Annotated in this window: 26 protein-coding genes and 1 pseudogene; 10 read left to right on the forward strand and 17 right to left on the reverse strand. The window is 69.5% G+C overall.

Annotated elements, in window-relative coordinates; all coding sequences use genetic code 11:
- Nucleotides 1–44 precede the first annotated feature (44 nt).
- The 8 genes from SMIR_RS01390 (at nucleotide 45) to SMIR_RS01425 (ending at nucleotide 6,204) form a co-directional block, all read left to right on the forward strand.
- Nucleotides 45–317: a hypothetical protein gene (locus SMIR_RS01390; RefSeq protein WP_168498069.1), complete on the forward strand. Its 273-nt coding sequence runs from the start codon at nucleotides 45–47 to the stop codon at nucleotides 315–317.
- 174 nt (nucleotides 318–491) lie between these two features.
- The gene (locus SMIR_RS01395) at nucleotides 492–1,556 is read left to right on the forward strand and encodes an aromatic ring-hydroxylating dioxygenase subunit alpha (protein WP_168498067.1); all 1,065 of its coding nucleotides are present in this window, start codon (nucleotides 492–494) and stop codon (nucleotides 1,554–1,556) included.
- Nucleotides 1,557–1,558: 2 nt separating this feature from the next.
- Nucleotides 1,559–1,744 carry a hypothetical protein gene (locus SMIR_RS01400; RefSeq protein WP_168501461.1) on the forward strand — a complete coding sequence of 62 codons (186 nt, stop codon included), beginning with the start codon at nucleotides 1,559–1,561 and terminating at the stop codon, nucleotides 1,742–1,744.
- Nucleotides 1,741–2,676: a PDR/VanB family oxidoreductase gene (locus SMIR_RS01405; RefSeq protein WP_212726331.1), complete on the forward strand. Its 936-nt coding sequence runs from the start codon at nucleotides 1,741–1,743 to the stop codon at nucleotides 2,674–2,676. Before SMIR_RS01400 ends, SMIR_RS01405 begins: the two co-directional genes overlap by 4 nt.
- 174 nt (nucleotides 2,677–2,850) lie before the next feature.
- A complete protein-coding gene (locus SMIR_RS01410) occupies nucleotides 2,851–3,822 on the forward strand; it encodes an ABC transporter substrate-binding protein (protein WP_212726332.1) in 972 nt (323 codons plus the stop codon).
- Nucleotides 3,819–4,592 carry an ABC transporter permease gene (locus SMIR_RS01415; protein WP_168498061.1) on the forward strand — a complete coding sequence of 258 codons (774 nt, stop codon included), beginning with the start codon at nucleotides 3,819–3,821 and terminating at the stop codon, nucleotides 4,590–4,592. Before SMIR_RS01410 ends, SMIR_RS01415 begins: the two co-directional genes overlap by 4 nt.
- Nucleotides 4,589–5,368, forward strand: a complete 780-nt coding sequence (locus tag SMIR_RS01420) for an ABC transporter permease (protein ID WP_168498059.1) — start codon at nucleotides 4,589–4,591, stop codon at nucleotides 5,366–5,368. Before SMIR_RS01415 ends, SMIR_RS01420 begins: the two co-directional genes overlap by 4 nt.
- Nucleotides 5,369–5,388: 20 nt before the next feature.
- The gene (locus SMIR_RS01425) at nucleotides 5,389–6,204 is read left to right on the forward strand and encodes an ABC transporter ATP-binding protein (RefSeq protein WP_212726333.1); all 816 of its coding nucleotides are present in this window, start codon (nucleotides 5,389–5,391) and stop codon (nucleotides 6,202–6,204) included.
- Here SMIR_RS01425 and SMIR_RS01430 read toward each other — a convergent pair.
- The 13 genes and pseudogenes from SMIR_RS01430 to SMIR_RS01490 all read right to left on the reverse strand — a co-directional run.
- Nucleotides 6,176–6,739: pseudogene (locus SMIR_RS01430) on the reverse strand (discoidin domain-containing protein); the annotation flags it as partial. The gene SMIR_RS01425 and the pseudogene SMIR_RS01430 sit on opposite strands and share 29 nt — an antisense overlap.
- A 32-nt stretch (nucleotides 6,740–6,771) precedes the next feature.
- Complete coding sequence (locus tag SMIR_RS01435) at nucleotides 6,772–7,584, reverse strand: hypothetical protein (RefSeq protein ID WP_248003275.1); 813 nt, start codon at nucleotides 7,582–7,584, stop codon at nucleotides 6,772–6,774.
- A gap of 242 nt (nucleotides 7,585–7,826) precedes the next feature.
- Nucleotides 7,827–9,419, reverse strand: coding sequence for a glycoside hydrolase family 13 protein (locus tag SMIR_RS01440; protein ID WP_212726334.1), 1,593 nt, complete (start codon nucleotides 9,417–9,419; stop codon nucleotides 7,827–7,829).
- A gap of 31 nt (nucleotides 9,420–9,450) precedes the next feature.
- Nucleotides 9,451–10,332 (reverse strand): carbohydrate ABC transporter permease, encoded by an 882-nt coding sequence (locus SMIR_RS01445; RefSeq protein ID WP_067361564.1) that lies wholly within the window; start codon nucleotides 10,330–10,332, stop codon nucleotides 9,451–9,453.
- Nucleotides 10,329–11,300 carry a carbohydrate ABC transporter permease gene (locus tag SMIR_RS01450; protein ID WP_168498053.1) on the reverse strand — a complete coding sequence of 324 codons (972 nt, stop codon included), beginning with the start codon at nucleotides 11,298–11,300 and terminating at the stop codon, nucleotides 10,329–10,331. Before SMIR_RS01450 ends, SMIR_RS01445 begins: the two co-directional genes overlap by 4 nt.
- Before the next feature lie 8 nt (nucleotides 11,301–11,308).
- Nucleotides 11,309–12,658, reverse strand: a complete 1,350-nt coding sequence (locus SMIR_RS01455; protein WP_212726335.1) for an ABC transporter substrate-binding protein — start codon at nucleotides 12,656–12,658, stop codon at nucleotides 11,309–11,311.
- 158 nt (nucleotides 12,659–12,816) lie between these two features.
- The gene (locus tag SMIR_RS01460; protein WP_211118876.1) at nucleotides 12,817–13,815 is read right to left on the reverse strand and encodes a LacI family DNA-binding transcriptional regulator; all 999 of its coding nucleotides are present in this window, start codon (nucleotides 13,813–13,815) and stop codon (nucleotides 12,817–12,819) included.
- A gap of 63 nt (nucleotides 13,816–13,878) precedes the next feature.
- Nucleotides 13,879–14,571, reverse strand: coding sequence for a GntR family transcriptional regulator (locus SMIR_RS01465; protein WP_168498049.1), 693 nt, complete (start codon nucleotides 14,569–14,571; stop codon nucleotides 13,879–13,881).
- A gap of 58 nt (nucleotides 14,572–14,629) precedes the next feature.
- The gene (locus SMIR_RS01470; protein WP_168498047.1) at nucleotides 14,630–15,631 is read right to left on the reverse strand and encodes a proline racemase family protein; all 1,002 of its coding nucleotides are present in this window, start codon (nucleotides 15,629–15,631) and stop codon (nucleotides 14,630–14,632) included.
- Nucleotides 15,632–15,688: 57 nt separating this feature from the next.
- The gene (locus SMIR_RS01475) at nucleotides 15,689–16,585 is read right to left on the reverse strand and encodes a dihydrodipicolinate synthase family protein (protein ID WP_212726336.1); all 897 of its coding nucleotides are present in this window, start codon (nucleotides 16,583–16,585) and stop codon (nucleotides 15,689–15,691) included.
- A gap of 74 nt (nucleotides 16,586–16,659) precedes the next feature.
- Entirely contained in the window at nucleotides 16,660–18,063 is a 1,404-nt protein-coding gene (locus SMIR_RS01480; RefSeq protein WP_212726337.1) for an NAD(P)/FAD-dependent oxidoreductase, read from the reverse strand.
- A complete protein-coding gene (locus tag SMIR_RS01485; protein WP_168498043.1) occupies nucleotides 18,053–18,352 on the reverse strand; it encodes a (2Fe-2S)-binding protein in 300 nt (99 codons plus the stop codon). The genes SMIR_RS01480 and SMIR_RS01485 overlap by 11 nt, the downstream gene beginning before the upstream one ends.
- Entirely contained in the window at nucleotides 18,349–19,500 is a 1,152-nt protein-coding gene (locus tag SMIR_RS01490) for an NAD(P)/FAD-dependent oxidoreductase (protein WP_168498041.1), read from the reverse strand. The genes SMIR_RS01485 and SMIR_RS01490 overlap by 4 nt, the downstream gene beginning before the upstream one ends.
- Nucleotides 19,501–19,666: 166 nt before the next feature.
- On the opposite strand from SMIR_RS01490, the gene SMIR_RS44765 reads away from it, so the two are divergent.
- Both SMIR_RS44765 and SMIR_RS01500 read left to right on the forward strand, forming a co-directional pair.
- Nucleotides 19,667–20,752, forward strand: coding sequence for a TniQ family protein (locus tag SMIR_RS44765; protein WP_168498039.1), 1,086 nt, complete (start codon nucleotides 19,667–19,669; stop codon nucleotides 20,750–20,752).
- Between the two features lie 392 nt (nucleotides 20,753–21,144).
- Nucleotides 21,145–22,200: an integrase core domain-containing protein gene (locus SMIR_RS01500; protein ID WP_212726338.1), complete on the forward strand. Its 1,056-nt coding sequence runs from the start codon at nucleotides 21,145–21,147 to the stop codon at nucleotides 22,198–22,200.
- A 79-nt stretch (nucleotides 22,201–22,279) separates the two neighbouring features.
- Here SMIR_RS01500 and SMIR_RS01505 read toward each other — a convergent pair whose 3' ends face one another.
- From SMIR_RS01505 to SMIR_RS01520, 4 genes are read right to left on the reverse strand one after another with little or no spacing between them, the layout of a single operon-like run.
- Nucleotides 22,280–23,500: an NAD(P)-binding domain-containing protein gene (locus tag SMIR_RS01505; RefSeq protein ID WP_212726339.1), complete on the reverse strand. Its 1,221-nt coding sequence runs from the start codon at nucleotides 23,498–23,500 to the stop codon at nucleotides 22,280–22,282.
- The gene (locus SMIR_RS01510; RefSeq protein ID WP_212726340.1) at nucleotides 23,490–24,221 is read right to left on the reverse strand and encodes a CE1759 family FMN reductase; all 732 of its coding nucleotides are present in this window, start codon (nucleotides 24,219–24,221) and stop codon (nucleotides 23,490–23,492) included. Before SMIR_RS01510 ends, SMIR_RS01505 begins: the two co-directional genes overlap by 11 nt.
- Nucleotides 24,218–24,682 carry a MarR family winged helix-turn-helix transcriptional regulator gene (locus tag SMIR_RS01515; protein WP_249938314.1) on the reverse strand — a complete coding sequence of 155 codons (465 nt, stop codon included), beginning with the start codon at nucleotides 24,680–24,682 and terminating at the stop codon, nucleotides 24,218–24,220. Before SMIR_RS01515 ends, SMIR_RS01510 begins: the two co-directional genes overlap by 4 nt.
- 26 nt (nucleotides 24,683–24,708) lie before the next feature.
- On the reverse strand, nucleotides 24,709–25,896 hold the full coding sequence (locus SMIR_RS01520; protein ID WP_168498032.1) for a CE1758 family FMN-dependent luciferase-like monooxygenase: 1,188 nt from the start codon (nucleotides 25,894–25,896) through the stop codon (nucleotides 24,709–24,711).
- Nucleotides 25,897–25,924 lie beyond the last annotated feature (28 nt).

Consider the following 25,924-nt stretch of genomic DNA (forward strand, 5'->3'; position numbering starts at 1 on the left):
ACGGCCAAGCCGCTCGGGATGGCCCAGAACCAAGGAGGATCCCCATGCACCTGGAACCGCGCCCAGGAACCGCCCGGTCGAGCCCGCACCTCCGCGAACTGAAGGATGCCGTGCGCGCCCTGCTAGGACTGGACGACGACACCGCCGTCATAGTCCGCCAACTCACCTGCAGCGAACCCGGCTGCCCACCGCTGGAAACCGTCGTCGCCGTGGTGCCGATGGACGGCGAGGTCCACCGCTGGACACTCCACCGCCCCGCCGACCAGATCACCGAGAACTACCTGAGGGCCGCCCTGCTCCACCACGGACCGAGCTGACCGGAACAACCGAGCGGCTTCCTCGGCCCTGGGACATCGCACCTGAACAGCCATTTCCCGGAAGCCCTTCCGCCTGGCAGAAGCCGCCTTGCCGAGAGGCAGCAAGCGTCACGACCCTGAATCCAACCACGGCACGCGGGGCGACGGCGCCCCGCTCTCAGGGACGGGAACGCCATGCCTCACTTGACCGCCTTCGCCAGGAACCAGTGGTACGTCGCCGCCTACTCGCACGAGGTCGGGCGGGAGTTGCTCGGGCGGACGATCCTCGGTGAACCGCTCGTCTTCTACCGGACCGAGGACGACGGGACGGCCGTCGCCCTGGCGGACCGTTGTGTGCACCGCCGCTTCCCGCTCTCGGAGAGCCGGCTCGACGGTGACAGGATCGTGTGCGGGTACCACGGGTTCACGTACGACACGACCGGCAGCTGTGTGTACGTGCCGGGGCAAAAACGCATACCGCGCACGGCCCGGGTCGCCTCGTACCCCGTCGTCGAGCAGGATTCGTTCGTCTGGGTCTGGTTCGGCGACCCGGCGCTCGCCGACCCGGGGTCCGTCCCCCGCGCCCGGCACATGGACTCGCCGGACTGGACCACCGTCTGCGGCATGGAGCCCATCGACGCCGACTACGGGCTGCTGGTCGACAATCTGCTCGACCTCTCGCACGAGACGTATCTGCACGGCGGATACATCGGCACCCCCGAGGTCGCCGAGACGCCGATCACCACCGAGGTCGACGAGGGCGCGGGAGTCGTACGGGTCAGCAGGCACATGGACGACGCCGAGTGTCCGCCGTTCTACGCCCGTTCGACCGGCATCGAGGGCCGGATCACCCGCTGGCAGGACATCGAGTACCACGCGCCGTGCCTGTATCTGCTGCACAGCCGGATCGCCCCGGTCGGGGTGCTGCCCGAGGCGGACGGCAGCGACCCGAACGGCTTCCACACCGAGATCACCTACGCGATCACTCCGTCGAGCGACGGCCATGTCTACGACTTCTGGGCGGTCTCCCGGGACTTCGCGAAGGAGGACGAGGAAGTCACCACGTTCCTGCGGGACTTCAACCACACCGTGGTGATGCAGGACGTGGACGCGCTCAACCTGCTGCAGAAGACGCTCGGCACCGAGCGGACGGGCTACCAGGAGCTGAGCATCAACATCGACACCGGCGGTCTCGCGGCCCGCCGCATCCTCGCCCGCCTGGTCGAGGAGGGCGACAAGCCGATGGAGAAGGTCCTGTGACCATGCCTCCCCGCTTCGCGACCCGCGAGATCTACCGCATCGACTGGATCCCGGGGACCGATGTGCTGCACGGCACCTGTCACTGCGGTGCCGAGCACAGCGCCCAGGACCCGATCGAGATGTGGGAGTGGATGCTCGGCCACCCCGAAGGACATCGGCCGCAAGAGTCACGGGGGCTTGGATCATGAGCTCCTACGAAGTCGAACTCGTCGTGGACAGGAGAGAGTTCGTCGCCGATGGCGTGCTCTCCCTCACCCTGCGCCATCCTCTCGGCGAGGAACTCCCCGCCTGGGAGCCCGGCGCCCACATCGACGTCGTGCTCGGGGTCGGCCTTGAGCGGCAGTACTCGCTGTGCGGGGATCCCGCGGACGGTCGGGCGTGGCGGATCGCGGTGTTGCGGGATGCGGACGGGCGCGGCGGATCCTCGTACGTGCACGAGCAGTTGGGCGCGGGCGACAAGGTCCGGGTCCGCGGCCCGCGCAACCACTTCGCGCTCGCACCCGCCGCCCGCTACCGCTTCGTCGCGGGCGGCATCGGCATCACCCCGATCCTGCCGATGCTCGCCGCGGCGGAGGCTGCGGGCACCGAGTGGACGCTGCTGTACGGCGGGCGGACACGCGACTCCATGGCGTTCACCGGGGAGTTGGAGCGGTACGGGGATCGGGTGACGGTCGCCCCGCAGGACGAGTGCGGACTGCTGGAACTCGACTCCGTCCTGACCGGGGTCCCCGAGGGCACACTCGTCTACTGCTGCGGTCCCGGCCCGCTGCTGGACGCGGTGGAGGCGCGCTGCCCCGCCGGGCTGCTGCGCGTCGAGCGTTTCCAGCCGAAGGTTCAGGAGACGGGCGCGGACGGTGAGTTCGAGGTGGAACTCGCACGCAGCGGGCATACGCTGACCGTTCCCGCAGATGTCTCCGTGCTCGACACCGTGCGCGGCGCGGGCGTCGAGGTGCTCTTCTCCTGCACCGAGGGCACCTGCGGGACCTGCGAGACGGACGTCCTGGAAGGGACCCCGGACCACCGGGACTCGGTGCTCACGGACGAGGAGCGGGAGGCGGGCGAGACCATGCTCATCTGCGTCTCCCGGTGCCTCGGGAAGCGGCTCGTGCTGGACTTGTGAGCCGCGGGGTTCTGGAGGCCCGCCTCGGCGCGGGCCCCGACCCGAACCAACTGTCAACAATATTGTTAGCCAAAGCCATTGACCCCGCCGTACGAGGGCTCTACCTTCCCGCTGAGCACCCATTGCGGTGCGCGCACAGCCTGTCGGAACAATGTCGTCTGCACAGGAGGAGCCATGCGTCGTCTGCTCGCCGGTCTCGCGGTCGGATCCTTTCTGGTCGCCGCGTCGGCATGCGGTTCGTCCGGCGGCGGTGGCGCCTCGGACAAGAACGCGTCGTCCGGCGGTACCACCACGGTCAAGGTCGGGGTCATCCCCATCGTCGATGTCGCGCCTCTCTACCTGGGCCAGCAGAAGGGCTTCTTCAGCAAGCGCGGCCTGAGGCTGTCCATGACGACCGCGCAGGGCGGCGCGGCGATCGTGCCGGGAGTGGTCAGCGGCCAGTTCCAGTTCGGGTTCAGCAACATGACCTCGCTGATGATCGCGCAGAGCCAGAACCTGCCCGTGAAGGCCGTCGTCAACGGCGTCGCCTCGACGGGCATGGCGGGCAAGGACTTCGGCGCCATCACCGTGAAGAAGGGCAGCCCGATCACGTCCGCGAAGGAACTGGAGGGGAAGAAGGTCGCGGTCAACACGCTGAAGAACATCAACGAGACGGCGGTGCGCGAGTCGGTGCGCAAAGCGGGCGGTGACCCGTCCAAGGTGAAGTTCGTCGAGCTGGCCTTCGACCAGATGCCCGCCGCCCTCGACAGCGGTCAGATCGACGCCGCGATGATGGTCGAGCCGGCGCTCGCCACCGTCAAGAGCCAGGGCGCCACGGAGATCGCCTCGTCCCTGGTCGACGTCGCCAAGGACCTCACCGTGGCGATGTACTTCACCTCGACGCAGTACGAGCAGAAGAACCCCGACGTGGTGAAGAAGTTCCAGGAGGCGACCGCGGAGTCCCTCGCCTACGCCGACGCCCACCCGGACGAGGTCCGCCAGGCCGTCACCACGTACACGAAGATCCCGGCGGCGACACTGGCCCAGGTCACCCTCCCGAAGTGGCCGGCCGAGCCGAACCGCGCGTCGATCGAGGCGCTGGAGAAACTGGGCGAGCAGGACGGGCTGTTCAAGTCGACGCCCGACCTCGACAAGCTGCTGCCATGAGGGGTGCGAACGCCGCCCTGGGCGCAGCCGGGCTCGCGGCCTTCCTCGCGCTGGGCGAGGCGGTGCCGCGGCTCGGTCTCGTCAAGGAGGCGTACTTTCCGCCGACCAGCCGCATCGCCGACGCGCTCGGCCAGGAGGTCACCGACCACGCCTTCTGGACGGCGCTCGGTGACACCCTGACCGGCTGGGCCCTGGGCCTGGCGATCGCGGTAGGCGCGGGCGTCGTCGTGGGGCTGCTCGTCTCGGTCGTGCCGTATCTGCGCGAGGCCACCGCCTCGACCATCGAGTTCCTGCGCCCGATCCCCTCCGTCGCCCTGATCCCCCTCGCCGTCCTGCTCTACGGCACCGAACTGCGCTCCGTCCTCCTCCTCGTCGTGTACGCCTCGTTCTGGCAGGTCCTCGTCCAGGTCCTGTACGGCGTCCAGGATGTCGACCCGGTCGCCGAGGAGACGGCCCGCTCGTACGGCCTCGGCCCATGGGCACGCGTCCGGCACGTCCTGTGGCCCACGGCCCTCCCGTACGTCATGACGGGCGTCCGGCTCGCCGCCGCGGTCGCCCTCATCCTCGCCGTGACCGCCGAACTCGTCATCGGCGCGCCGGGATTGGGCGCGCGGATCGCGGTCGCCGAGTCCTCGCAGGCGGTCCCCGACATGTACGCGCTGGTGGTGGTCACCGGTCTGCTCGGGCTGTTCATCAACGTGGGCGCCCGTACGGTGGAGCGCCGGGCGCTGGCCTGGCACCAGTCGGTGCGCGGGGAGGTGATGGTGTGAGGTCCTTCCTGCTGCGGCTGCTCTTCGTCGTCGCGCTGCCCGCGCTGCTCGTCGCGGTCTGGTGGCTGGCGTCCGACGGCAGTACGAACGTGTACTGGCCACCGCTGCGCACGATCCTCAGGACCTTCCCGGACGTCTGGACGCGCGAGCGGCTGCGCTCCGACCTCGTGCCCAGCGTGCTCCGCCTGCTCGCCGGGTACGCGGCGGCGGCCGTCGTGGGCGTGGCGCTGGGCACGGTCATCGGCTCGTACCGGCGGGTGCGGGCCCTGTGCGAGCCGGTCCTGGAGTTTCTGCGCGCGGTACCGCCTCCCGTCCTGGTCCCCGTCATCATGCTGTTCGCCGGCATCGGCGACACGATGAAGATCGCCGTGATCGCGAGCGGCTGCGTCTGGCCGATCCTGCTCAACACGGTCGAGGGCGTGCGGGCGGTCGACTCGGTGATGGCGGAGACGGCGCGTTCGTACGGCATCACGGGCGTGGCCCGGCTGCGCAGCGTGGTCCTGCGCGCGGCGAGCCCGCAGATCTTCGCGGGCCTGCGCCAGGCCCTGTCCATCGGGATCATCCTGATGGTCATCAGCGAGATGTTCGCGGCCAGCAACGGCCTCGGCTTCACCGTCGTCCAGTTCCAGCGGAGCTTCGCGATCCCCGACATGTGGACCGGAATCCTCGTCCTGGGCTTGCTCGGTTTCCTTCTCTCGGTCGTCTTCCAACTGGTCGAGCGCCGGGTGCTCGGCTGGTACCACGGTCAGCGCGCGGTGTCCCGGCGGTCTCCGTGAAGCTCGCGAAAGGGCGGTCCATGCACGCGTCTCTTGTCGTATCCGGCCTGAACAAGGTCTACGAGGGTTCCGGCCGCCGGGTGGAGGCGGTACGGGACCTCACCTTCACCGTCGAGGCGGGCGAACTCGTCTGTCTGGTCGGCCCGTCGGGATGCGGCAAGACCACGCTCCTGAAGTGCATGGGCGGGCTGCTGACACCGACGTCGGGCGAAGTGCGGCTGAACGACCGCCCGGTGAGCGGTCCGCCGCCGGGGATGGCGTTCGTGTTCCAGGAGTACGGACGCAGTCTGTTCCCCTGGATGCGAGTGCGGGAGAACGTCGAACTGCCCCTGAAGCAGAAGCCGTTGAGCAAGGCGCGGCGCCGGGAGCTGGTCTCGGACGCGTTGGAGTCGGTCGGGCTCACGGATGCCGCGGGGGCCTACCCGTGGCAGCTGTCGGGCGGGATGCAGCAGCGCGTCGCGATCGCCCGCGCGCTCGCGTACGAGCCCGACGTCCTGCTGATGGACGAGCCGTTCGCGGCGGTCGACGCGCAGACCCGAGCCGATCTGGAGGACCTGGTGCGCGGCCTGTGGCGGGGACGCGGCATCACCATCCTGTTCGTCACCCACGACATCGACGAGGCCGTGTACCTCGGCGAACGGGTCCTGATCCTCTCCGCATCCCCCACCGTCGTACAGGAGCAGCTGAAGATCGATCTCCCCGACGAGCGGGACCAGTTGCACACCCGGGTCGCCCCGCGCTTCGCCGAACTGCGGACCCATGTGTACGAGCAGATCCAGGCGGCGAAGCGCGGGACACCCTTCGGCCTCAAGACAGATACGCCTCCACCTCGCTGAACTGGGCGGCGGGCCACCCGGTGTTGGCGGTGACGTTGAGCCGGAGGTAGCGCAGGTTCGTGCCGCTGGGCAGGGTGACCGTCACCGTGTTCCCGGTGGCCGGGTCGAAGCGGTAGTCCTTCGAGGCGACGACCGTCGAGTACGCCGAGCCGTCCGTGCTGCCCAGGACCGACAGGGTCTGTGTGCGCGCCTGCCAGACCGAGGCGGGCGGCAGCTTCAGCACGAGGCGGCGGGCGGGCTGGTTCGAGCCGAGGTCCACCGTCCAGGCCTGCGGGAAGGCGTTGTTGGTGGACTCCCAGTAGCTGTTCGCGTCGCCGTCGACCGCCTTGCCGGGGGTGTAGACGTCCTGCGATCCGGTGGCGGAGGCCGGGCGGCCCTTGGCAAGGTTGCGGGCGGGGTCGGGGTCCGGGTTCCCAGCGCCGGGCTGGGGCCAGGTGGAGCAGTCCGCCCAGGTGGTGTCCCAGCCGGAGTTGCCGCCGCCGTTGGTGAGCGTGAAGGCACCCGAGCGCCCGGTCGGGTAGGGGCAGTTTTGAAGTGCTCTCCCGATTGAAGCTGGGAGATTCCCACCTACCTCACGGTGGCGGGCTCGACGCCTCGCGGGCGCCTGACGACTGCCCTTCCGGCAGCCGGGATGAGCGCATGGCCCGTCCGGTACAGGTGCAGGACGTTCCGGGCGGCATTCAGCCACTTGTCCCGGTCTGCTGTGCCGTCCAGGAGGTGAGCCGGTCGGCCGTGGTCCTGATGGTTTTGGTCGGACAGGGCGAGCGGGATGCTGACTCCCACGTCGATACCGACCTCGGGACCGGCGTGCGGCTCGGGCGAAGGTGCGAGGATTTGGACGCGGAAGGCGATGTGCCAGCCGAGCGCCTCCTTGATCAGCCGGGCACCGGTGATCTTGTTATCCGCGCCTGCATGCTTTCCGACGGGGAGGTCTTTGGTCCAGCGGAAGCGGACGCGGCCGACCTTGGGAATGTTGACCATGCCCCAGCGGCGGTGCACGCACTCGATCTGGAGGTCGCGGCCCTGCGGGATGTCCACGCTCATCACCGATCGGAAGCGGGCCTTGAAAATCGGCGCTTCGGTCCGCCCCTCCCAGCAGTTCTTCCATGCCTGGAAGTACGTCTTGAGGACCGCCTGGGCGGCCTGGGCGGGAAGGACTGCGAGCCAATCGATGTCCTTGCGGGCCTGGCGGATCGCGGCGTCCGCCGCGGCAAGCGTGCGCTTGCCCTTCGGCAGCATCGTCCACCAGTCATGCAGGAGGTTCCACGTCGTACGGACGGCGTGCGCCTGGCCGTCAATCAGGCGGACTTGTGCGGGCGTCAGCCCCAGTCGGGCGCGGTGCCCGAACCGCCACTTCTCCCGCACACGTTCCGTACTCACACGATCACTCTACGATTTGGCTCATGTCACCACGATGGACTCCAAATCCCGCTGCACGAACTGGCCGCCACGTCATTCACAACCTTCATGTCCACTGCCGGCCGCGAGGGCGACGGTGACCGCGGCGACGGTGACGAAGGTTGGCATGCGCCTGACAGAACTGGAGCTGTTGTGCATGTGCTGATCCCTTCGTGGTGGGGGTACGGGGATAGCGGTATGCGGTCGACGCCGTCGACGCGGTCTCAGCCGCGCAGCCAGACCGCCGTGTCCTTCGGCAGTCGCCCCTGTGGGTCCAGGGGACCGCTGCCGAGCAGGAGTCGGGAGTGGGCGGGAAGGTCGGCGGGGGCGTCGGCGAGGTTCACGACGCACAGCAGCCGCCCCTCCTGTCCGGGCCGGGCGAAGGCGAGTACCCCCTCGGGCGCGGGCAGCCAGGTGAGCGGGCCGTCGCCGAACTCCGGCCTGGTCCTCAGGGCCGCGCGGTAGAGGGAGAGCATCGAGCCGGGGTCGGCGGCCTGGAGGTCGGCGGCGTACGCGGACCAGCCGTTCGGCTGCGGCAGCCAGGGCTCGCCGCCGAAGCCCGCGTACGGCGCGTCGGCCGTCCACGGGAGCGGGACCCGGCAGCCGTCCCGGCCCGGGTCGGTGCCGCCGGAGCGGAAGTGCATGGGGTCCTGGATGCGGTCACGCGGTATCTCGGCCTCCGGCAGGCCCAGCTCCTCGCCCTGGTAGAGGTAGACGGCGCCGGGCAGGGCGAGGGAGAGCAGGGCCCCGGCGCGGGCCCGGCGGGTGCCGAGAGCGAGGTCGGCCGGGGTGCCGAAGGCCTTGGTGGCGAAGTCGAAGCCGGTGTCGGCGCGGCCGTAGCGGGTGACCGTGCGGGTCACGTCGTGGTTGCACAGCACCCAGGTGGCGGGCGCGCCGACCGGGGCGTGTTCGGCGAGGGTCTCGTCGATGGACGTCCGCAGGCGTCCCGCGTCCCAGGGGCACGACAGGAAGGAGAAGTTGAAGGCGGTGTGCAACTCGTCGGGGCGCAGATAGCGGGCGAAGCGCTCGGTGTCGGGGAGCCAGACCTCGCCGACGAAGATGCCGTCGTAGGCGTCGGCGACCGTGCGCCAGGAGCGGTAGATGTCGTGGAGCTCGTCGCGGTCGACGTACGGATGCGGGTCGCGGCCCTCGACGAAGTCGGGGAGGTCCGGGTCCTTGGCGAGCAGGGCGGCCGAGTCGATGCGGACGCCCGCCACGCCGCGCTCGAACCAGAACCGCAGGATCTCCTCGTGTTCCTGGCGGACGGCGGGGTGCGCCCAGTTGAGGTCGGGCTGCTCGGGGGTGAACAGGTGGAGGTACCAGGTGCCGTCGGGCAGCCGGGTCCAGACGGGTTCGGCGGAGCCGGCGAACTGGGACGGCCAGTCGTTGGGCGGGAGTTCACCGTGTTCGCCGCGTCCGGGACGGAAGTGGAAGAGCTCGCGTTCGGGTCCCCCGGCCAAGGCGGCCTGGAACCAAAGGTGTTGGTCGGAGACGTGGTTGGGCACGATGTCGACGAGCGTGCGGATGCCCAGCTCCTTCGCCTCGGCGATGAGTTTCTCCGCCTCGGCGAGCGTCCCGAAGGCCGGGTCGATGACGCGGTAGTCGGCGACGTCGTAGCCGCCGTCCTTCATCGGGGACAGGTACCAGGGGTTGAACCACAGGGCGTTCACGCCGAGTTCGGCGAGGTAGGGAAGTTTGGCGCGGACGCCCGCGAGGTCGCCGGTGCCGTCGCCGTCGCCGTCCGCGAAGCTGCGGACGTACACCTGGTAGATGACGGCGGAGCGCCACCAGTTCTGGGCATGGGTGGGCTGTCCCACGGTGCCTGCCTTTCTGTTGCGGGGGTCGGCGTCAGCCCTTCGTGCTGCCCGCGCTGATCCCGGCGATGATGTGTCGCTGGAACACCAGGAACATCAGGACCATGGGGATGCTGGCGATCACCATCGCGGCGATGAGCACGGTCAGCTGGATGTTCTGCGACAGCTGGACGAGGGCCACGCTGATCGGCTGCTTGTCGGTGTCGGAGAAGACCATCAACGGCCAGAGGAAGTCCTGCCAGACGGCGACCAGGGCGAAGATCGACACGACGCCCAGGACGGGGCGGGACATGGGCAGCACGATGGACCAGAGGGTGCGCAGCCGTCCGGCACCGTCGATCTCGGCGGCCTCCAGGACATCGCGCGGGATCTGGTCGAAGAAGCGCTTGAGGAGATAGAGGTTGAAGGCGTTGGCCACGGCGGGCAGCCAGATGCCGAGCGGGTCGTTGAGCAGGCTGGTGTGGATCAGCGGGAGGTCGGCGACGGTCAGGTACTTCGGCACGACCAGCGCCTGCGCCGGGACCATCAGGGTGGCGAGGATGCCGCCGAGGATCACCTTGCCGAACGCCGGCTTCAGCTTGGAGAGGGCGTACGCGGCGGCCGTGCAGAACACGAGCTGGAGCAGCCAGGCGCCGGCGGCCTGCACCACCGTGTTCCACAGGTGGGTGGGCAGGTCCATCAGGTCCCAGGCGTCGGTGTAGCCGCTGAGATGCCACGCCTTGGGCACGAGGGTCGGCGGGGTCCGCGTCACCTCGTCCGGGGACTTCATCGCGCCGGTGACCATCCAGTAGACCGGGAAGAGGAAGGCGAGCGCGAAGAGCAGGACGACGGCCGTGAAGACGGTCCAGTAGAGGGCCTTGCCACGGGGGCGGGCGAGGGTGAGCGGGGAGACCAGGGTGCGGGTGCCGCTGCTCATGAGTACTCCTCCCCCGACGAGCGGGTCAGCCGCAGATAGACCGCGGAGAAGAGGCCGAGCAGCACGAGGAGCATGACGCTCAGCGCGCACGCGCCGCCGAAGTCGTTGTAGAGGAACGCGTACTTGTAGATGAGGTAGAGGACGGTGACCGTGGCGTTCTCGGGGCCGCCGCCGGTGATGACGAACGGCTCGGTGAAGACCTGCATCGTGGCGATGATCTGAAGCAGCATCAACATGAGGACGATGAAACGGGTCTGCGGGATCGTCACGTGCCGGATGCGCTGGAGGATGTTCGCGCCGTCCAGTTCCGCCGCCTCGTACAGCTCCCCCGGGATGCCCTGGAGCGCGGCCAGATAGATCAGGACCGTGCCGCCCATGTTGGCCCAGGTGGCCACGATGACCAGGGAGACGAGCGCGGTGTCGGCGCCGTTGGACCAGTTCGAGGTGGGCAGGTGCAGGAAGCGCAGCGCCTCGTTGGCGAGGCCCGCTCCCGGATCGTAGAACCACTTCCACAGCAGGGCGCTGACCACCGGCGGGATCATCACCGGCAGGTACACCACGACCCTGAAGAAGGCCTTCGCGTGCCGGAGTTCGTTGAGGACCAGGGCCATCACGAACGGGACGGCGAACCCGATGAGCAGGGCGAGGAGCGTGAAGGTGAACGTGTTGCGCCAGGCCGCGGTGAACTCCGGGTCGTGCAGGACGCGGGTGAAGTTGGCGGTGCCGACCCACTGGGGCGGTGAGCCCGGCGTGTACTTCTGGAAGGCGATCACGACCGCGCGGATCGCGGGGTACCAGGAGAACAGCGCGAAGCAGAGCAGGCCGCCGACGAGGAAGGCGTACGCGCGGGACTGGTCGGCCAGGCGCCGGCGCCACGGGCCCCCTGCCCGGCGCCCGGCCGACCGCGGTACCTCCGGCGCGCCGACGGCGGCCGGAGGAAGCACCGCGGGCTTCGATGCGGTCTTCATACGCGTGGTCAGCCCCGGGCCAGGATGGAGTCGATCTTCCCGGAGGCGTCCCCCAGGAGCTGGTCGATGTTCGCGTCCTTCTTGGTGAGGACCGCGGAGACGGCTCCGTCGAGGACCGAGTAGATCTGCTGGGCCTGGGGCGGCTCGATCTTCATCTGCAGGCTCTGGTTGCCGTCCAGGAAGGCCTGGTAGTTCTCCACGGGCACATTGGCGTTGGCCTTCTTGACCTGCTGGTCCTTCGCGTCGGCGGCGCCGGTGAAGAGGCGGGGCTCGGGGAGGCCGACGGGGGCGTTGTTCTGCTTGGCGCGGGCGTAGTCGCCGAGGAAGCCCTTGCCGGGGGTGAGGAACATGTGGTCGAGCCACTTCAGGCCGGCCTTGATCTGCTCGGGGCTGTCCTTCTTGTTGAACATGTAGCCGTCGCCGCCGATGAGCGTGCCCTTGCCGCCGGGCATGGGCGCGAGGGCGAGGTCCTTGTAGTTGCCGCCCTTCTCCTTGACGAGGATCGGGATGTTGTCGGGCGCGGAGAGGTACATGCCGAGCTTGCCGGAGCCCATCAGCTGCTGGACGTCGTTGATGACGAGGAGCTGCTTGCTGCCCATGGAGTTGTCGGTCCAGCGCATGTCGTGCAGGTTCTGCAGGACGGCCTTGCCCTCCGGGGTGTCGACGCTGGCCTTCTTGCCGTCCGGCGCCACGACGTCGCCGCCCTGCGAGTACATCTCGGCGGTGAAGTGCCAGCCGCCCTGGTTCTGGGCGCTGTAGTCGGCGTAGCCGACGGTGCCGCCGCCGAGCGCCGCTATCTTCTTGGCGTCCGCGCGCACTTCTTCCCAGGTCGCCGGGGGCTTGTCCGGGTCGAGACCGGCCTTCTGGAAAAGCTTGCGGTTGTAGATGAGTCCCATCGAGTAGCCGGTGCGCGGCACTCCGTAGATCTTGCCGTCGACGGTGTAGATGTCGCGCAGTTGCTGCTGAATGGTGCCGTAGCTCTTGAGGTCCTTGACGTATGACGTGATGTCGGCGGCCTGGTTGATGTCGACGACGTGCTTGGAATCGGTGAAGTACGTGTAGAAGACGTCCTCCATCTGGCCGCCGGCGAGCTTGGCGTCGAACGTCTTGGGGTCCTGGCAGGGGAACGCGTCGTGGGCGACGACGTCGATGTCCGGGTTCTGCTTCTCGAACGCCTTGATGTCGGCCTCGAAGAACGAGCGGTCGACCTTGGCGCTCTTCGGAGGCATGCAGTTGACCGTGATGCGGGTCTTGCCACCCGCGGAGCCGTCGTCGCTGCCACCGCAGGCGGTGGCGGTGAGCGCGAGGGCGGACGCCGTGAGCACGACGAAGGTACGGCGGAACCCGGTACTTCTCATCGGTGGACCCCTTTGGGCAGGAGCGAGGAAGGCCCACGGGGGCGCGCCACCTTGATCTGGCGCACCGCCGTGTGCTGGCGCCGCACACTCAAGCACCGCCGACAAGGGTCCGCAAGATGTCGCGCAGAATCTGGAATTATTTGACAGCTGAGTGGGTCTCAGTGGCGGGGCGCTTGCGCGGTGGACCCCCTGACCACCAACTCCGGTTCGAACAGGAGCTCTTCGGGGGTGACGCTGCTCCCGCCGATCTGGGCGTTCAGCAGCTCGACGGCCGCCCGGCCCATCGACTCGATGGGCTGGCGGACGGTGGTCAGGGGCGGCTCGGTGCAGTTCATCAGCGCGGAGTCGTCGTAGCCGACGACGGACACCTGCGAGGGCACGCCGAGTCCCTTGCGACGGGCGGCGCGTACGACACCGAGGGCGAGCGGGTCGCTGGCGCAGATGAAGCCGGTGACTCCGCGGTCGATGAGCCGGGCGGCCGCCGCGTGGCCACCCTCGATCGAGAACATGGCCCGTGCGATGTGTGCGTCGGGCAGCTCGGGGGCGAGTGCGCGGGCCGCCGCCAGCTTCCGCGCCGAGGGCATGTGGTCGGCGGGCCCGAGGACCAGACCGATGCGCTCGTGACCGAGCGAGACGAGGTGGCGCCAGGCCTGCTCGACCGCCACGGCATCGTCGCAGGAGACGCCCGGGAAGCCCAGGTGCTCGATGGCCGCGTTCACCAGCACCACCGGGATGTTGCGGTCCGCGAGCTGCCGGTAGTGCTCGTGCGGGGCGTCGGCCTGCGCGTACAGTCCGCCCGCGAACACCACACCGGATACCTGCTGTTGGAGCAGCAGGTCCACGTAGTCCGCCTCGGAGACGCCGCCCTTCGTCTGGGTGCAGAGCACCGGCGTCAGCCCGAGCTGGGCGAGCGCCCCGCCGATCACTTCGGCGAACGCCGGGAAGATCGGGTTCTGCAGCTCGGGCAGGACGAGCCCCACGAGCCGCGCGCGTTCACCGCGCAGTTGGGTGGGCCGCTCGTAGCCGAGCACGTCCAGCGCCGAGAGCACCGCCTGCCGGGTGGAGTCGGAGACGCCGGGCTTCCCGTTGAGCACCCGGCTGACCGTGGCCTCGCTGACCCCGACCTTTTTCGCCACCTGAGCAAGTCGTCGCGTCATGCGCGCAAGAATAGCGCAAGAAATGCAAGCGTCTTGCGTAACACTCACTCGGCCCAGTCGAACCTAGTGGGCCGCCCACAGGCCACGGACATGACCCAGGTGCCGGGTCATGACCCTGCGTACGGACTCGGGGTCGCGGTCCACCAGGGCGTCGAGGATTTCGAGGTGCTCCTCGGCGGAGTCCTGGAGGCGGCCCGCCTCGGCCAGGGCGTTGAGGCCGTACAGGCGCGAGCGCTTGCGGAGGTCGCCGACGACCTCGACCAGGTGGGCGTTGCCCGCGAGGGCGAGCAGACCGAGGTGGAAGCGGATGTCCGCCTCGACGTAGGCGATGAGGTCACCGGCCGCCGCCGCGGTCACGATCTCCCGGGCGGCGGGACGCAGCGCCTCCAGGGAGACCGGGTCCGCGGTGGTGGCCAGCTGCACGGTGGTGGGGATCTCGATCAGCGAGCGGATGTGGGTGTACTCGTCGAGCTGCTTCTCGGAGACCGCGGTGACCCGGAAGCCCTTGTTGGGCACCGTGTCGACGAGGCCCTCCTTGGCGAGGTCGAGCATGGCCTCACGCACCGGTGTCGCCGAGACGCCGAAGCGGGCGGCGAGCGTCGGCGCGGAGTACACCTCGCCGGCCCGTAGTTCGCCCGCGATCAGCGCGGCCCGCAGGGCGTCGGCGACGCGCTCGCGGTAGCTGCTCTTCTTGCCGCCGAGGACGGGCAGGGCGGCGGGAGCGGCGGAGGGTGCGCTGCTGCGCGTGGCGGGCATGGGTCGACTCCTCGTACGGCATGGTGGGTTTGTGCAATGTCACGTGACATCAGTATCTCTAGAGCACGAAACCAGCCGGGAACGGGTCGGTCGGGTCCAGGAGGTACTGGGCGGTGCCGGTGATCCAGGCGCGACCGGTGAAACTGGGCAGTACGGCGGGGATTCCGGCGACCTCGGTCGTGCCGAGCAGTCGTCCCGTGAACTGCGTCCCGATGAAGGACTCGTTCACGAAGTCCGTGTGCAGGGGGAGTTCGCCCCGGGCGTGCAGTTGCGCCATGCGCGCGCTGGTGCCCGTACCGCAGGGCGAGCGGTCGAACCAGCCGGGGTGGATCGCCATGGCGTGGCGCGAGTGGCGGGCGGTGGCGCCGGGCGCGTACAGGTGGACGTGGTGGCAGCCGCGGATGGACGGGTCCTCGGGGTGGACCGGCTCGTCCTTGGCGTTGACGACCTCCATCAGCGACAGTCCGGCGGCGAGGATCTCCTCCTTTCGCGACCGGTCGAAGGGCAGACCGAACTGCTCCAGCGGCAGGATGGCGTAGAAGTTGCCGCCGTATGCGAGGTCGTACGTCACCGTCCGGCCGTCGGGCAGGGTGGCCTTGCGGTCGAGGCCCGCCGAGAAGGACGGCACGTTCTTGAGCGTGACCGCGCGGGCGGCGCCGTCCTCGACCGCGACCTCGGCGACGACGAGGCCCGCCGGGGTGTCGAGCCGGATCGTGGTGACCGGCTCGACGACCTCGACCATGCCGGTCTCCACCAGGACCGTCGCCACGCCGATGGTGCCGTGCCCGCACATCGGGAGATAGCCCGACACCTCGATGTAGAGGACTCCGTAGTCGCAGTCCGGGCGGGTGGGCGGCTGGAGGATGGCGCCACTCATCGCGGAGTGGCCGCGCGGCTCGTTCATCAGGAGCTGCTTGATGTCGTCGCGGTGCTCGCGGAAATACAGCCGCCGCTCGTTCATGGTCGCGCCGGGGATGGTCCCGATGCCGCCGGTGATCACCCGGGTGGGCATGCCCTCGGTGTGCGAGTCGACGGCGTGCAGGACGAGTTTGCTGCGCATGGGATCTCCGTAACTCCTGCTTTTCGCGGGGAACTTGACTCGCTCAAGGAGCGGCGCTCAGGCGAGACCGGCGGCGAGGGCCTTCTCGGTGGCGGCGCGGACCGCGGCCTCCTGCTCGGGCCGCAGCGGGACGCGCGGTGGACGCACCCGCCCGCCGTGCCGGCCCACGATGTCCATGGACAGCTTGATGGCCTGGACGAACTCGACCTGGGAGTCCCAGCGCAGCAGTGGGTGCAATTGGCGGTAGAGCAGCCGTGCCGTGTCGAGGTCGCCCTCGACGGCGGCGTGGTACAGCTCGACGCTCGCGGCGGGCAGCGCGTTCGGGTAGCCGGCCACCCAGCCCTTGGCGCCCGCGACGGCGAGCTCCAGCAGGACGTCGTCGGCGCCGATCAACAGGTCGAGTTCGGGAGCGAGTTCGGCGATCCGGTAGGCGCGGCGGACATCGCCGGAGAACTCCTTGACGCCGTGGATGTACCCCTCCGCGTGCAGCTTCGCGAGCAGTTCGGGCACCAGATCGACCTTGGTGTCGATGGGGTTGTTGTACGCGACGACCGGGACGCCCGCCTCGGCGACCGCCTCGTAGTGGGCGAGGACGGAACGCTCGTCGGCGCGGTAGGCGTTCGGCGGCAGCAGCATCACGGACCGGCAGCCGGCGTCGCGGGCCTGCTCGGCCCAGCGTCGGGCCTCCGCGGAGCCGTAGGCGGCGACGCCGGGCATCACGCGGGAGCCGCCGATCGCCGACACCGCCGTCTCGACGACCTTCGCGCGCTCCTCGGGCGTGAGCACCTGGTACTCGCCGAGCGAGCCGTTCGGTACGACCCCGTCGCAGCCGTTCTCGACGAGCCAGGCGCAGTGCTGCGCGTAGCGGTCGTAGTCGACGGAGAGGTCGTCGTTCAGCGGGAGCGCGGTGGCGACGAGGACGCCGCGCCAGGGACGGTTCTCGGTGGCGGTCATGAGCGGTTCCCTCTCCATGGTGTGTGACATTTTACTGACGTTCAGTCGCGGTGGGCGGGGCGGTACGAAGGCGGTCAGTCGTCGTCGGGGTCCCCGGCCCTCGCCAGCACCCCGAGCGGTACCGGGCGTGCCAGCAACCGCCGAGCGGGCGTCTGTTCGCATCCGGCGAGACCGGCGACGGCGGGCTCGCACATCCGGCCCTGGCACCAGCCCATCCCCGCTCGGGTGAGCAGCTTCACGGTCCGTACGTCGCCCGCGCCGAGCTCGTCGACGGCGTTCCTGACCGCACCGGCGGTGACCTCCTCGCAGCGGCAGACGACGGTGTCGTCGGTGACCTGCTCCGTCCAGTGCGCGGGCGGGACGTGGACGGTGTCGAGCGCGGCGAAGAACTCCCGCGCTCTCCTGCGGGACCTGGCGGCGCGCGCCCATGCGCGGGGGTCGAGCCGCGTCCCCGTCAGCCGGGCCGCGGCAGAGCGTCCCGCGATGTGTCCCTCGGCGAGCGACAGCGCCGCGCCACCGATGCCGGTGGTCTCGCCCGCGGCCCATACGCCGGGGACGTCGGTGCGCTGCTCCTCGTCCACCGCGACGTTCAGGCCGTCGATACGGCAGCCGAGCGACTCGGCGAGGTCGATGTGCGCCAGCATGCCGTGGCCGACGGCGAGCGTGTCGCACGGGACGCGCCGTTCGGTGCCGGGCCTGACCCGTCCGTGCGTGTCGAGCGCGGCGACGGTCACGGCGTCGAGCCGCTCCTCGCCGTGTGCCGCGACGACGGTGTGGCGTGGAAGCAACTTGACATGGTGTCGCAGGAGTTGGGCGCCGTACCGCACCCCCTCGGCGAGCTTCCCGGGCTGTGCGGCCAGTGCCACGGGCCGCCGCAGGAACGCCTTCGGATCGGCGGACTCGACGAGGGCGGCGACCTCGACCCCCGCCGCGGCGAGCCCGGTCGCCACGGGCAGCAGCAGGGGCCCGGTCCCCGCCACGACCACCCTCTGCCCGGGGACGACGAGCCCGCCCTTCAGCATGGCCTGCGCACCACCGGCGGTGACGACTCCGGGAAGGGTCCAGCCCGGGAACGGCAACACCTTCTCGTACCCGCCGGTGGCGAGAAGCACGGCGTCGGCGCGGACGGTGACGGGCTCCTCCTGGAGGGGTCCGAGCAGCGCGTGCACGACAAAGCCGACGGGTACGGCGGGTACGACGCACCACACGTGATGGTCCGCCAGATGCCTGATCGTGCCCGCCTCGACCCGCGCGGCCAGTGCGTCCTCAAGGCGCCGCCAGGTCCGCCACTGATGGTGCAGCGCCTCCGGGCGCCGGGCCCCGAGCCCCGCCGGGGGCCGCCGGTAGAACTGGCCGCCCGCTCCGGCCGCCGAGTCGATCAGCGTGACACGGACACCGTGCGCCGCGGCGGCCAGGGACGCGGCCAGCCCGGCCGGCCCCGCGCCGATCACCGCGAGGTGCGGTCGCTCAGTCGCCATGGCCTGTCCCCTCCTGCATACGGATCGTGTCGCCCGCTCGGACCGGCACCAGGCAGGCCCGCTGGTTGGGACGGTCATTGACGGTCACCAGGCAGTCGAAGCAGACGCCGATGCCGCAGAAGACGCCGCGCGGGCGGCCCGCGCCGCGGGTGGCGCGCCAGGAAGTGACGCCCGCCGCCCACAGTGCTGCGGCGACGGTCTGCCCGGGCAGCGCGGCGATCTCGCGGCCGTCCAGGGTGACGGTGAACCCGGGGCCCGGCTCGGCCCCGACCAGCTCCAGGGGATTCACCCGGTCTCCTTCGGGAAGCGGTCGGGCCGGAACGGCGTGAGGTCCAGGTCGGGTGTCCTGCCCGCGACGACCTGCGCGATCAGCCGCCCGGTGCCGGTGGCGAGGCCGATTCCCGCGCCCTCGTGCCCACAGGCATGGAAGAGCCCGGGCACCCGTGGATCGGGGCCGATCGCGGGCAGATGGTCGGGCATGTACGGGCGGAAACCCAGGTACGTCCGCAGAGCCCGTACGTCGGCCAGGAACGGAAACAGCCGGGTCGCCCCGGCCGCCAGCGCCCGTACGGCCGGCAGTGAGAACGACCGGTCGAAGCCGACCCGTTCACGACTCGCGCCGATCAGGATCGGCCCCGCCGCGGTGCCCTCCACGACGGGTGAGGTCCCCAGCGCGGCCGAGTCGCTGGCCACGTCGGCGACGTAGTCCGCGGCGTACACCTTGTGCCGCACCCGGCGCGGCAGTGGTTCGGTCACCAGCACGAAGCCGCGTCGGGGCAGAACGGGCAGGAAGACGCCCGCGAGGGCGGCCACGTCGGCGCCCCAGGTTCCGGCGGCGTTGACGACCACCGGGGCGTGGAGGTCACCACGGTCGGTCCGCACGCCGCGCACCGACCCGTCCGCCGTGCGCAGCACCTCGGTCACGGTCCGCCCTGTCAGGAGCCGCGCCCCCGAGGCCCGTACCAGGTGCGCCGCGGCGAGTGCCGGCATCACCTGGCTGTCCTGGGGGTAGTGCACGGCGCCCGTGAGGCCGGGTGCCAAGTGGGGCTCCAGGGTGTGGAGTTGGTCGGCGGCGACCGGCACCGCCTCGACCCCGGCGGCTCGTTGTCCCGCCGCGAAGGTCTCCAGCGCGGCGAGCCCCTCGGGCGTGGCGGCCACGACGACGCCCCCTTTGGCCTCGTACTCGACGGCCTCGCCCAGTTCCTCCGCGAGGTCGGCCCACAGGCGTCCCGACAGCAGGGCGAGGTCGAGTTCAGGCCCGGGTTCCTTGTCGGAGACGAGTAGATTGCCCTCACCCGCGCCGGTGGTCCCGCCGGCCACCGGGCCGCGGTCCACCAGAGCGACGTCGAGACCCGCCCGCGCGGTGTACAGCGCGCAGGCCGCGCCGACCATTCCGGCTCCGACGATCACGACATCACAGGTCAGCCGCTCGCTCACGCCAGTACTATGTCACATGCTTCTCTGCTCGGGAAGCACAGCCGGGAACAGTCCACGGCCGAGCGCGGCACCTCAAAATGAGAGTGAATACCTCAACATGAGAGCGCAAATGAGAGTGAATACCTCAAAATGTTAGTGACGCAGGTCACTCTCAGGAGGTGGGCACATGCTGCCACGGCGATTAGCGCTGGTCACAGCTCCGCGGGCGGATGAGGCGTTCGCGTCGTGGGTGGATCGGATGGCTCGCGCGAACCGATGTCCGTCGGCTGAGGTCGCCGACCTGCTGGGGCTGCGCCTTCGGGGGGTGTATGCGAAGGCCCGGCCCCCTGTGTTCGGAGTGCAATGTGATGAGGCGGTCCGGCAAACCGTGTACGCAGCGACGGGTGTCCCTGGCGGCACGGTGGACAGGATGCACCTGTCGGTTTTCGAGGGTGGGCCGCTGAGCGTGGCGGCGGTGCTCTCCGCGGACAAGGCACACTGGCCGTCGGCAACCCGGGAGTGGGTGGAGGTGTACGGCAGCCGGGCCTGTCCGTGCTGTCTGCTGGCATCGGGTGGGGTGTGGCAACTGTGGTGGAAGCTGTCGTGTGCGGCGGTGTGCCCCAAGCATCGGGTGACGCTGCTGGATCGGTGTCCAGCGTGCGGTTGGGTACTGAGATGGGGTGGGGACCGGCCTCGGGTCATGCCGGCACAGTGGGTCAGGTCGCCGACGTGCTGCGCGAATTCCGTTCACGGGAAACCGTGCTCGCAGTGGCTGCCCGCGATTCGCGTGGGCCAGGCGGACAAGCGGACGGTCGCCGCGCAGCGGCGATGGCTGGACACCGCGTACAGCCGGGCCTGCCCCTCGCTGGGAGGCGTGAACGTGTCGGCAGGAGAGTGGTTCGCGGCGTTCCGAGCATGTGTGATCTTGTTGCGGCTCGGACTGCCCCAGATCCTAAAACGTCTACCGAACGTGCCTGACTGGTGCGGTCGCGCCCTTCTGGATGAACGCATCGAGCGCGACGTGTACCGGAACCAGTTTGGTTGGGGTCCCGCTTCGGCCGGAGCTGCGGCAGCGTTTCTCACGGTGGTGACCCCTCTTCTGGCTGCGGCTGACATGCGGAAGTTGACTCGGCGGTTGGCGCCGTTGGTGCGGACGGCGGTTGAGGAAGGCTGCTTGACGGCCCGGCCGTTGGCACGGCTCTCGGTGCCGGAGGTTTTCGCGGAGGCAGTGGCGGCGCAGGTGCCGGTGGGACGTTCGGCAAGGAGTGCGTGAGGAGGAGGTGTTCGCGGTGAGCAGTGATACGGAAGCACCGGAGCCATCCGTTCGAGACATCGACCTAGTGCGGGTACGGTACGTCGATTCTGAGGGGGACGAGTATCTGGTGCGGCTGGAGGAAGCCGCTGACGTGCCGTTCGAGAACGGCAGGATGGCGCGGGCCATCCCCAGCCACAGGGACCAAGGGCACATGCCGGGCCAGTACTTGGTGGCGAAGTGGGGTGACTTCGTCGACTACGAGAGCGTGCTGGAGTCGAAGTGGCTGACGCTGCTGGACTTCGACCCGCAAGTGACCCGTACTGCTTTAAAACCCCTTCACAGTCGCCGACCTCGCCCGATGCGTCCGACCGGACGACCGTCCGGCATCATCGGGGCCTGTGCTCGTACGGATGATCTACCTACTCGCCACCAGGATCTTCGCCTGGCAGGTTCTGCTGTGCCGGTCCTCCGCAGCCAAGAACGCCGAGATACTGATTCTCCGGCACGAGGTCGCAGTGCTGCGTCGCCAGATCAATGCCCCGAAGCCGACCTGGCCGGACCGCGCCGTGTTCGCAGCCCTGGCCCGACTGCTGCCGCGGATCCCGCGCGGCCACCGGATCGTCTCTCCGCGCACCCTACTAGCCTGGCACCAGCGGCTGGCCAAGGAGAAGTGGACACAGCCAGCATCGCCGGGACGTCCACCGATAACCGAGGAACTGTACAACCTGATCATCCGGCTCGGCGTCCAGAACCCCCGCTGGGGCACCCGCCGCATCCACGGCGAACTACGCCGCCTCGGCCACAGGATCAGCGCGGCCAGCGTCCGCCGCATCCTGCGCCAGGCCTGCCTGGGACCCGCCCCGCGGCGCCAGTCGATCCGTGACGAATGGGCGGCGTTCCTCAAAGCCCAGGCCAGCGGCCTGCTCGCAACGGACTTCTTCCACGTGGACACCATCGGCCTGCAGCGCCTGTACGCCTTGTTCGTCATGGAGGTCCGCACCCGCACCGTGCACATCCTCGGCGTCACCGCCCACCCCACCGCCGCCTGGGCCACCCAGCAAGCCCGTCAACTCCTGTGGCAACTCGGCGACCGTGCTGACGAGTTCACCCACCTTATCCGCGACCGCGACACCAAGTTCACCAGCGCGTTCGACGCCGTCTTCGCCAGCGAGGACATCGCCGTGACCAAGATCCCGCCGCGCAGCCCGAACTGCAACCCCCACGCGGAACGCTTCGTGCGCTCCGCGCGGGAGGAGTGCACCGACCGGCTCCTGATCTACGACCGCGGCCACGCCGAGAAGATCCTCCACGAGTACGCCACCCACTTCAACCGGCACCGGCCCCACCAAGGCCGAGAACAACTCGCACCCCTCGACGACCCCAACGTCATCCCCCTCCCCGCCGCCCGGATCGAACGCCGACATGCCGTCACCGGCCTGATCAACAAGTACCATCGAGCAAGCTGATCAAGACGTAACGCCGCAGGTCAAACCCGGTGAAGCCATTTTGAGGCACTACGAGTCCCGCAGCCTGTTGCGGGAACCGTCACTCACCAGCCGCGGCGCCACCCCCGGCGTATGCACGTGTCGCGAAACCTGAGCCGCTCGACGTACCGTTCGAAGCAGCGTTCCACTGCCGCAACAGGCTGTTGACCGCCTGACGGCCGGAACGGTTGGAACCGACGGTGGACTGAAACGGTCCGAAGCCGACCAAGTGCACGCGCGGTTCGCCGGCCACTTGGGTGCCCCGCATCGTGATCCCACCGAACTCGTTGCGCAGCCCCAGAGGTTCCAGGTGCGCCAGGGCGGCCTTGAACCCTGTGGCCCACACGATCGCGTCCACCGGGGTGAAGGAACCGTCCGCCTCGCGGACGCCGTTGGGTTCGATGGCGGTGAACATGGGGTGACGCTGCAGTGCCCCGCGTTCCTTCGCCGCCAACGCGTACGGAGTCCAGGCCAGGTGGGTGTAGGAGACGACGCTGCCGGTGGGCCTGCCTGCTTCGACATCGGCGGCGACCTTGGCGACGATCTCACGGCCGGCGACCTCGGCCTCGAACTCACCGTCACGGAAGACGGGTTCGCGACGCGTGTACCAGAACGTGGTGGCCGCCCGTGAGATCTCCTCCAGCTGCTGGAGTGCCGAGATGCCACCGCCGACGACGGCGACCCGCAGCCCTGCGAGCTGGTCGGCCGAGACGTAGTCGTGGGTGTGCAGCTGGATGCCGGTGAAACGCTCCTGCCCCGGGTAGCGGGGACGGACGGGGTTGGTCCAGGTCCCGGTGGCGTTGATGATGGCCCGGGCGGTCCATCTCCCTGCGCTGGAGTCGACCACCAGCTCCCCTTCGGGCCGGGCGTCCACACGCCGTACGGCGGTGACGGTCACCGGCCGCAGGATCGGCAGATCGGTCGCGTGCTCGAAGGCAGCGAAGTAGCGCGGCACCGCTGTACGACTGGGCTCGTCGGGGTCGACGGGCGGTTGCGGGAATTCGGGTAGGTCGAAGATGCCGTTCACGGTCGCCATCCGTAGCGACTCCCACCGGTGCCGCCAGGCCCCACCGGCTGCCGGTTCGGCATCGAGCACCACGAAGGTCCGGTCGCCGTCCGGGCCGTCCGTGCCGGTCAGGGCGCTGGTGAAACCGCGCCGCTTCAGGTGGTAGGCAGCCGAGAGCCCCGACTGCCCTCCGCCTATGACCACCACCGTCGCGTGCCCACCGGCTCGCTCGGGCCCCGCTGGTTCCCGTGCCGGGGTGGATACGTCAGCGTACATCGGCCCGGTCACCGGCCTGGGGGCGCGCGGTTCTGCCGGTGGCCAGGCGCATGAGATCGGTGTCGAAGTCGACGTCCTCGATGCTGCGTTCGGCGCGGGTGGCGTTGCCGCCGAACGCGTGCTGGTAGCCCGCCCAGTTGCCGTCGGCGATGTCGCGGCCGACGCCGCTGCGCAGGACGGCGGCGAGTTCGCCGGCCGCGCGGGCGATGCGCTTGCCGAGGTCGGTCGAGCCCCAGTCCTCCGGTGCGGCGTACAGGGAGGTCGGCATCGGGATCGCCCGTAGGAACGCGAACAGCGGCCGGAGGTGTTCGTCGACGACCATGCTGTGCCTGGCCGAGCCGCCGGTGGCGGCGAGGACGACCGGTTTGGCTATGAGCAGGTCGTTGTCGATCAGGTCGGCGAACGACTTGAACAGGCCGCTGATCCCTGCCTTGTAGACCGGGGCCGCGGCGATGATCGCGTCCGACTCGGCGAGCTGTGCGATGGCGTCCCGCACCTTCGGGTCGAGCAGCCCCGAGACGATCGACCGTGCGATCTCGACGCCGATAGGTCCCAGATCGATCGAGCGCACGGTCGCGGCAATGCCGATGTCACGGAGGGCGTCGATGCTCTTCTGGGCGATCCGGTCGGCCAGCAGCCGGGTCGAGGACGGATCACTCACCCCGGCATTGACGACCGTGAGGATGAGGCCTTGTCGGGGGACGACGGGCGGGTTGTTCATGCGATGTTCCCTGGGTCCGGCTTCGAGTGCTGCGAGGTTGTCGGCGGGGCTGCGGCGGTAAGCGCCTTCCCGAGCTCGCGCAGCGTTGTCAGTTGTGACGGGGTGAGCGCGCGGGTCATCGCTGTCGCGACGTGTCGCGCGTGTGCGCGACCGAGGCGCCGCTGAACATCGCGTCCCTCACTGGTCAGGACGATGCGGCAGGCACGGCCGTCGTCGGGATCCGCGAGACGCTCGACAAGGCCGCGCTTCTCCAGCCGCGCCACCAGCCGGGAGACCCCCGCCTGAGTCAGCAGGACGTCGTCGATGAGATCGGTGATGCGCAAACCGTCCTCGGCGTCGGAAAGGGCATAGAGCACGCCGTACTCCCGGGGCGGGAAGTCGCCCCAGTCGCCGCAGAACTCGAACTCACGCGCGAGGGTCGCCTGCGCCCTGAACATCGCTTCCCAGGCCTCGTTCGCCAACCTGGTCAAGCCCCTGGTTGCCTCCATCACGGCCCCACCGGGAGGCGAGCCGCCGTGTTCGGGTCACTGTCCTGGTAGGGCGAGGTACCCGAGAGGTTGTCGCCCCGGTTGGGGTTCGGCCGCAGCTGGCGCGGTTCGGCGTCACCGTACTTGGCCTTGACCAGCGAAGCGTGCGTCGGTGCGTCCGGGACGCCGGGCTTGCGGCGCGCCTCCATCTCCTTGCGCAGTACCGGGACCACCTCGGTGCCCAGCAGCTCGACCTGTTCCAGCGCCATGTCGAGCGGGAGGCCGAGCGCGTCGATGTTGAAGAGCTGGCGCTGGTAGTCACCGAATCCCTCTTGGAAGGTGAGCACCTTCTCGATGACCTCTTGCGGGCTGCCCACCGTCAGCGGCGTGCCGGCCATGTAGTCCTCCAGCTTCGAGCCGCGGAACATCGGGAAGTTCTCGAAGTAGGGCCGGTAGGTGTTGACCGCGTCCTGGGAACGCTTGGCGATGAACGCCTGGCCGCCCAGCCCGACGATGGCCTGCTCGGCGGTTCCGTGTCCGTAGTGCTCGAACCGCCGCCGGTAGAGGTCGACGAGCGGTTTGAAGTGGAAGTTCGGGGCCAGGATGTGGTTGGCGAAGAACCCGTTGCCGTAGTACGCCGCCTGCTCCGCGGTCTCAGGGGTACGGATCGAGCCGTGCCACACGAACGGCGGGACGTCGTCCAGCGGACGCGGGGTGGAAGTGAAGCCCTGCAGCGGGGTGCGGAACTGGCCTTCCCAGTCGACCACGTCCTCGCGCCACAACCGGTGGAGCAGGTTGTAGTTCTCCAGGGAGAGCGCGACGCCCTGGCGGATGTCCTTGCCGAACCACGAGTAGACCGGGACGGTGTTCCCGCGTCCGAGCATCAGGTCCAGCCGCCCCTTGGCGAGATGCTGCACCATCGCATAGTCCTCGGCGAGCTTCACCGGGTCATTGGTCGTGATCAGGGTCACGGATGTGCTGAGGATGATCCGCTCCGTCAGCGCCGCGATGTGAGCGAGCAGCGCCGGCGGCGAGGACGGCACGAAGGGTGGGTTGTGATGCTCACCCAGCGCGAAGACGTCGAGGCCGACCTCGTCGGCCCGCCGGGCGACCTTGATCATGTTGCTGATCCGCTCCGCCTCGCTCTGGGTGTAACCCGTCGTGGGGTCGGCCGAGACGTCTCCGACACCGAAGATGCCGAACTGCATGGCGCACTCCTCGCTGATACATGACTTC

The sequence above is a fragment of the Streptomyces mirabilis genome (assembly GCF_018310535.1).
In the GTDB taxonomy this organism is placed as follows: Bacteria; Actinomycetota; Actinomycetes; order Streptomycetales; family Streptomycetaceae; genus Streptomyces.

What these genes read in the sequence shown, in the direction of transcription:
- SMIR_RS01390 (WP_168498069.1), top strand. Translation starts at nt 45, where the DNA reads ATGCACCTGGAACCGCGCCCAGGAACCGCCCGGTCGAGCCCGCACCTC.
- SMIR_RS01395 (WP_168498067.1), top strand. Translation starts at nt 492, where the DNA reads ATGCCTCACTTGACCGCCTTCGCCAGGAACCAGTGGTACGTCGCCGCC.
- SMIR_RS01400 (WP_168501461.1), top strand. Translation starts at nt 1,559, where the DNA reads ATGCCTCCCCGCTTCGCGACCCGCGAGATCTACCGCATCGACTGGATC.
- SMIR_RS01405 (WP_212726331.1), top strand. Translation starts at nt 1,741, where the DNA reads ATGAGCTCCTACGAAGTCGAACTCGTCGTGGACAGGAGAGAGTTCGTC.
- SMIR_RS01410 (WP_212726332.1), top strand. Translation starts at nt 2,851, where the DNA reads ATGCGTCGTCTGCTCGCCGGTCTCGCGGTCGGATCCTTTCTGGTCGCC.
- SMIR_RS01415 (WP_168498061.1), top strand. Translation starts at nt 3,819, where the DNA reads ATGAGGGGTGCGAACGCCGCCCTGGGCGCAGCCGGGCTCGCGGCCTTC.
- SMIR_RS01425 (WP_212726333.1), top strand. Translation starts at nt 5,389, where the DNA reads ATGCACGCGTCTCTTGTCGTATCCGGCCTGAACAAGGTCTACGAGGGT.
- SMIR_RS01445 (WP_067361564.1), bottom strand. Translation starts at nt 10,332, where the DNA reads ATGAGCAGCGGCACCCGCACCCTGGTCTCCCCGCTCACCCTCGCCCGC.
- SMIR_RS01450 (WP_168498053.1), bottom strand. Translation starts at nt 11,300, where the DNA reads ATGAAGACCGCATCGAAGCCCGCGGTGCTTCCTCCGGCCGCCGTCGGC.
- SMIR_RS01455 (WP_212726335.1), bottom strand. Translation starts at nt 12,658, where the DNA reads ATGAGAAGTACCGGGTTCCGCCGTACCTTCGTCGTGCTCACGGCGTCC.
- SMIR_RS01460 (WP_211118876.1), bottom strand. Translation starts at nt 13,815, where the DNA reads ATGACGCGACGACTTGCTCAGGTGGCGAAAAAGGTCGGGGTCAGCGAG.
- SMIR_RS01465 (WP_168498049.1), bottom strand. Translation starts at nt 14,571, where the DNA reads ATGCCCGCCACGCGCAGCAGCGCACCCTCCGCCGCTCCCGCCGCCCTG.
- SMIR_RS01470 (WP_168498047.1), bottom strand. Translation starts at nt 15,631, where the DNA reads ATGCGCAGCAAACTCGTCCTGCACGCCGTCGACTCGCACACCGAGGGC.
- SMIR_RS01475 (WP_212726336.1), bottom strand. Translation starts at nt 16,585, where the DNA reads ATGACCGCCACCGAGAACCGTCCCTGGCGCGGCGTCCTCGTCGCCACC.
- SMIR_RS01480 (WP_212726337.1), bottom strand. Translation starts at nt 18,063, where the DNA reads ATGGCGACTGAGCGACCGCACCTCGCGGTGATCGGCGCGGGGCCGGCC.
- SMIR_RS44765 (WP_168498039.1), top strand. Translation starts at nt 19,667, where the DNA reads ATGCTGCCACGGCGATTAGCGCTGGTCACAGCTCCGCGGGCGGATGAG.
- SMIR_RS01500 (WP_212726338.1), top strand. Translation starts at nt 21,145, where the DNA reads ATGATCTACCTACTCGCCACCAGGATCTTCGCCTGGCAGGTTCTGCTG.
- SMIR_RS01505 (WP_212726339.1), bottom strand. Translation starts at nt 23,500, where the DNA reads ATGTACGCTGACGTATCCACCCCGGCACGGGAACCAGCGGGGCCCGAG.
- SMIR_RS01510 (WP_212726340.1), bottom strand. Translation starts at nt 24,221, where the DNA reads ATGAACAACCCGCCCGTCGTCCCCCGACAAGGCCTCATCCTCACGGTC.
- SMIR_RS01520 (WP_168498032.1), bottom strand. Translation starts at nt 25,896, where the DNA reads ATGCAGTTCGGCATCTTCGGTGTCGGAGACGTCTCGGCCGACCCCACG.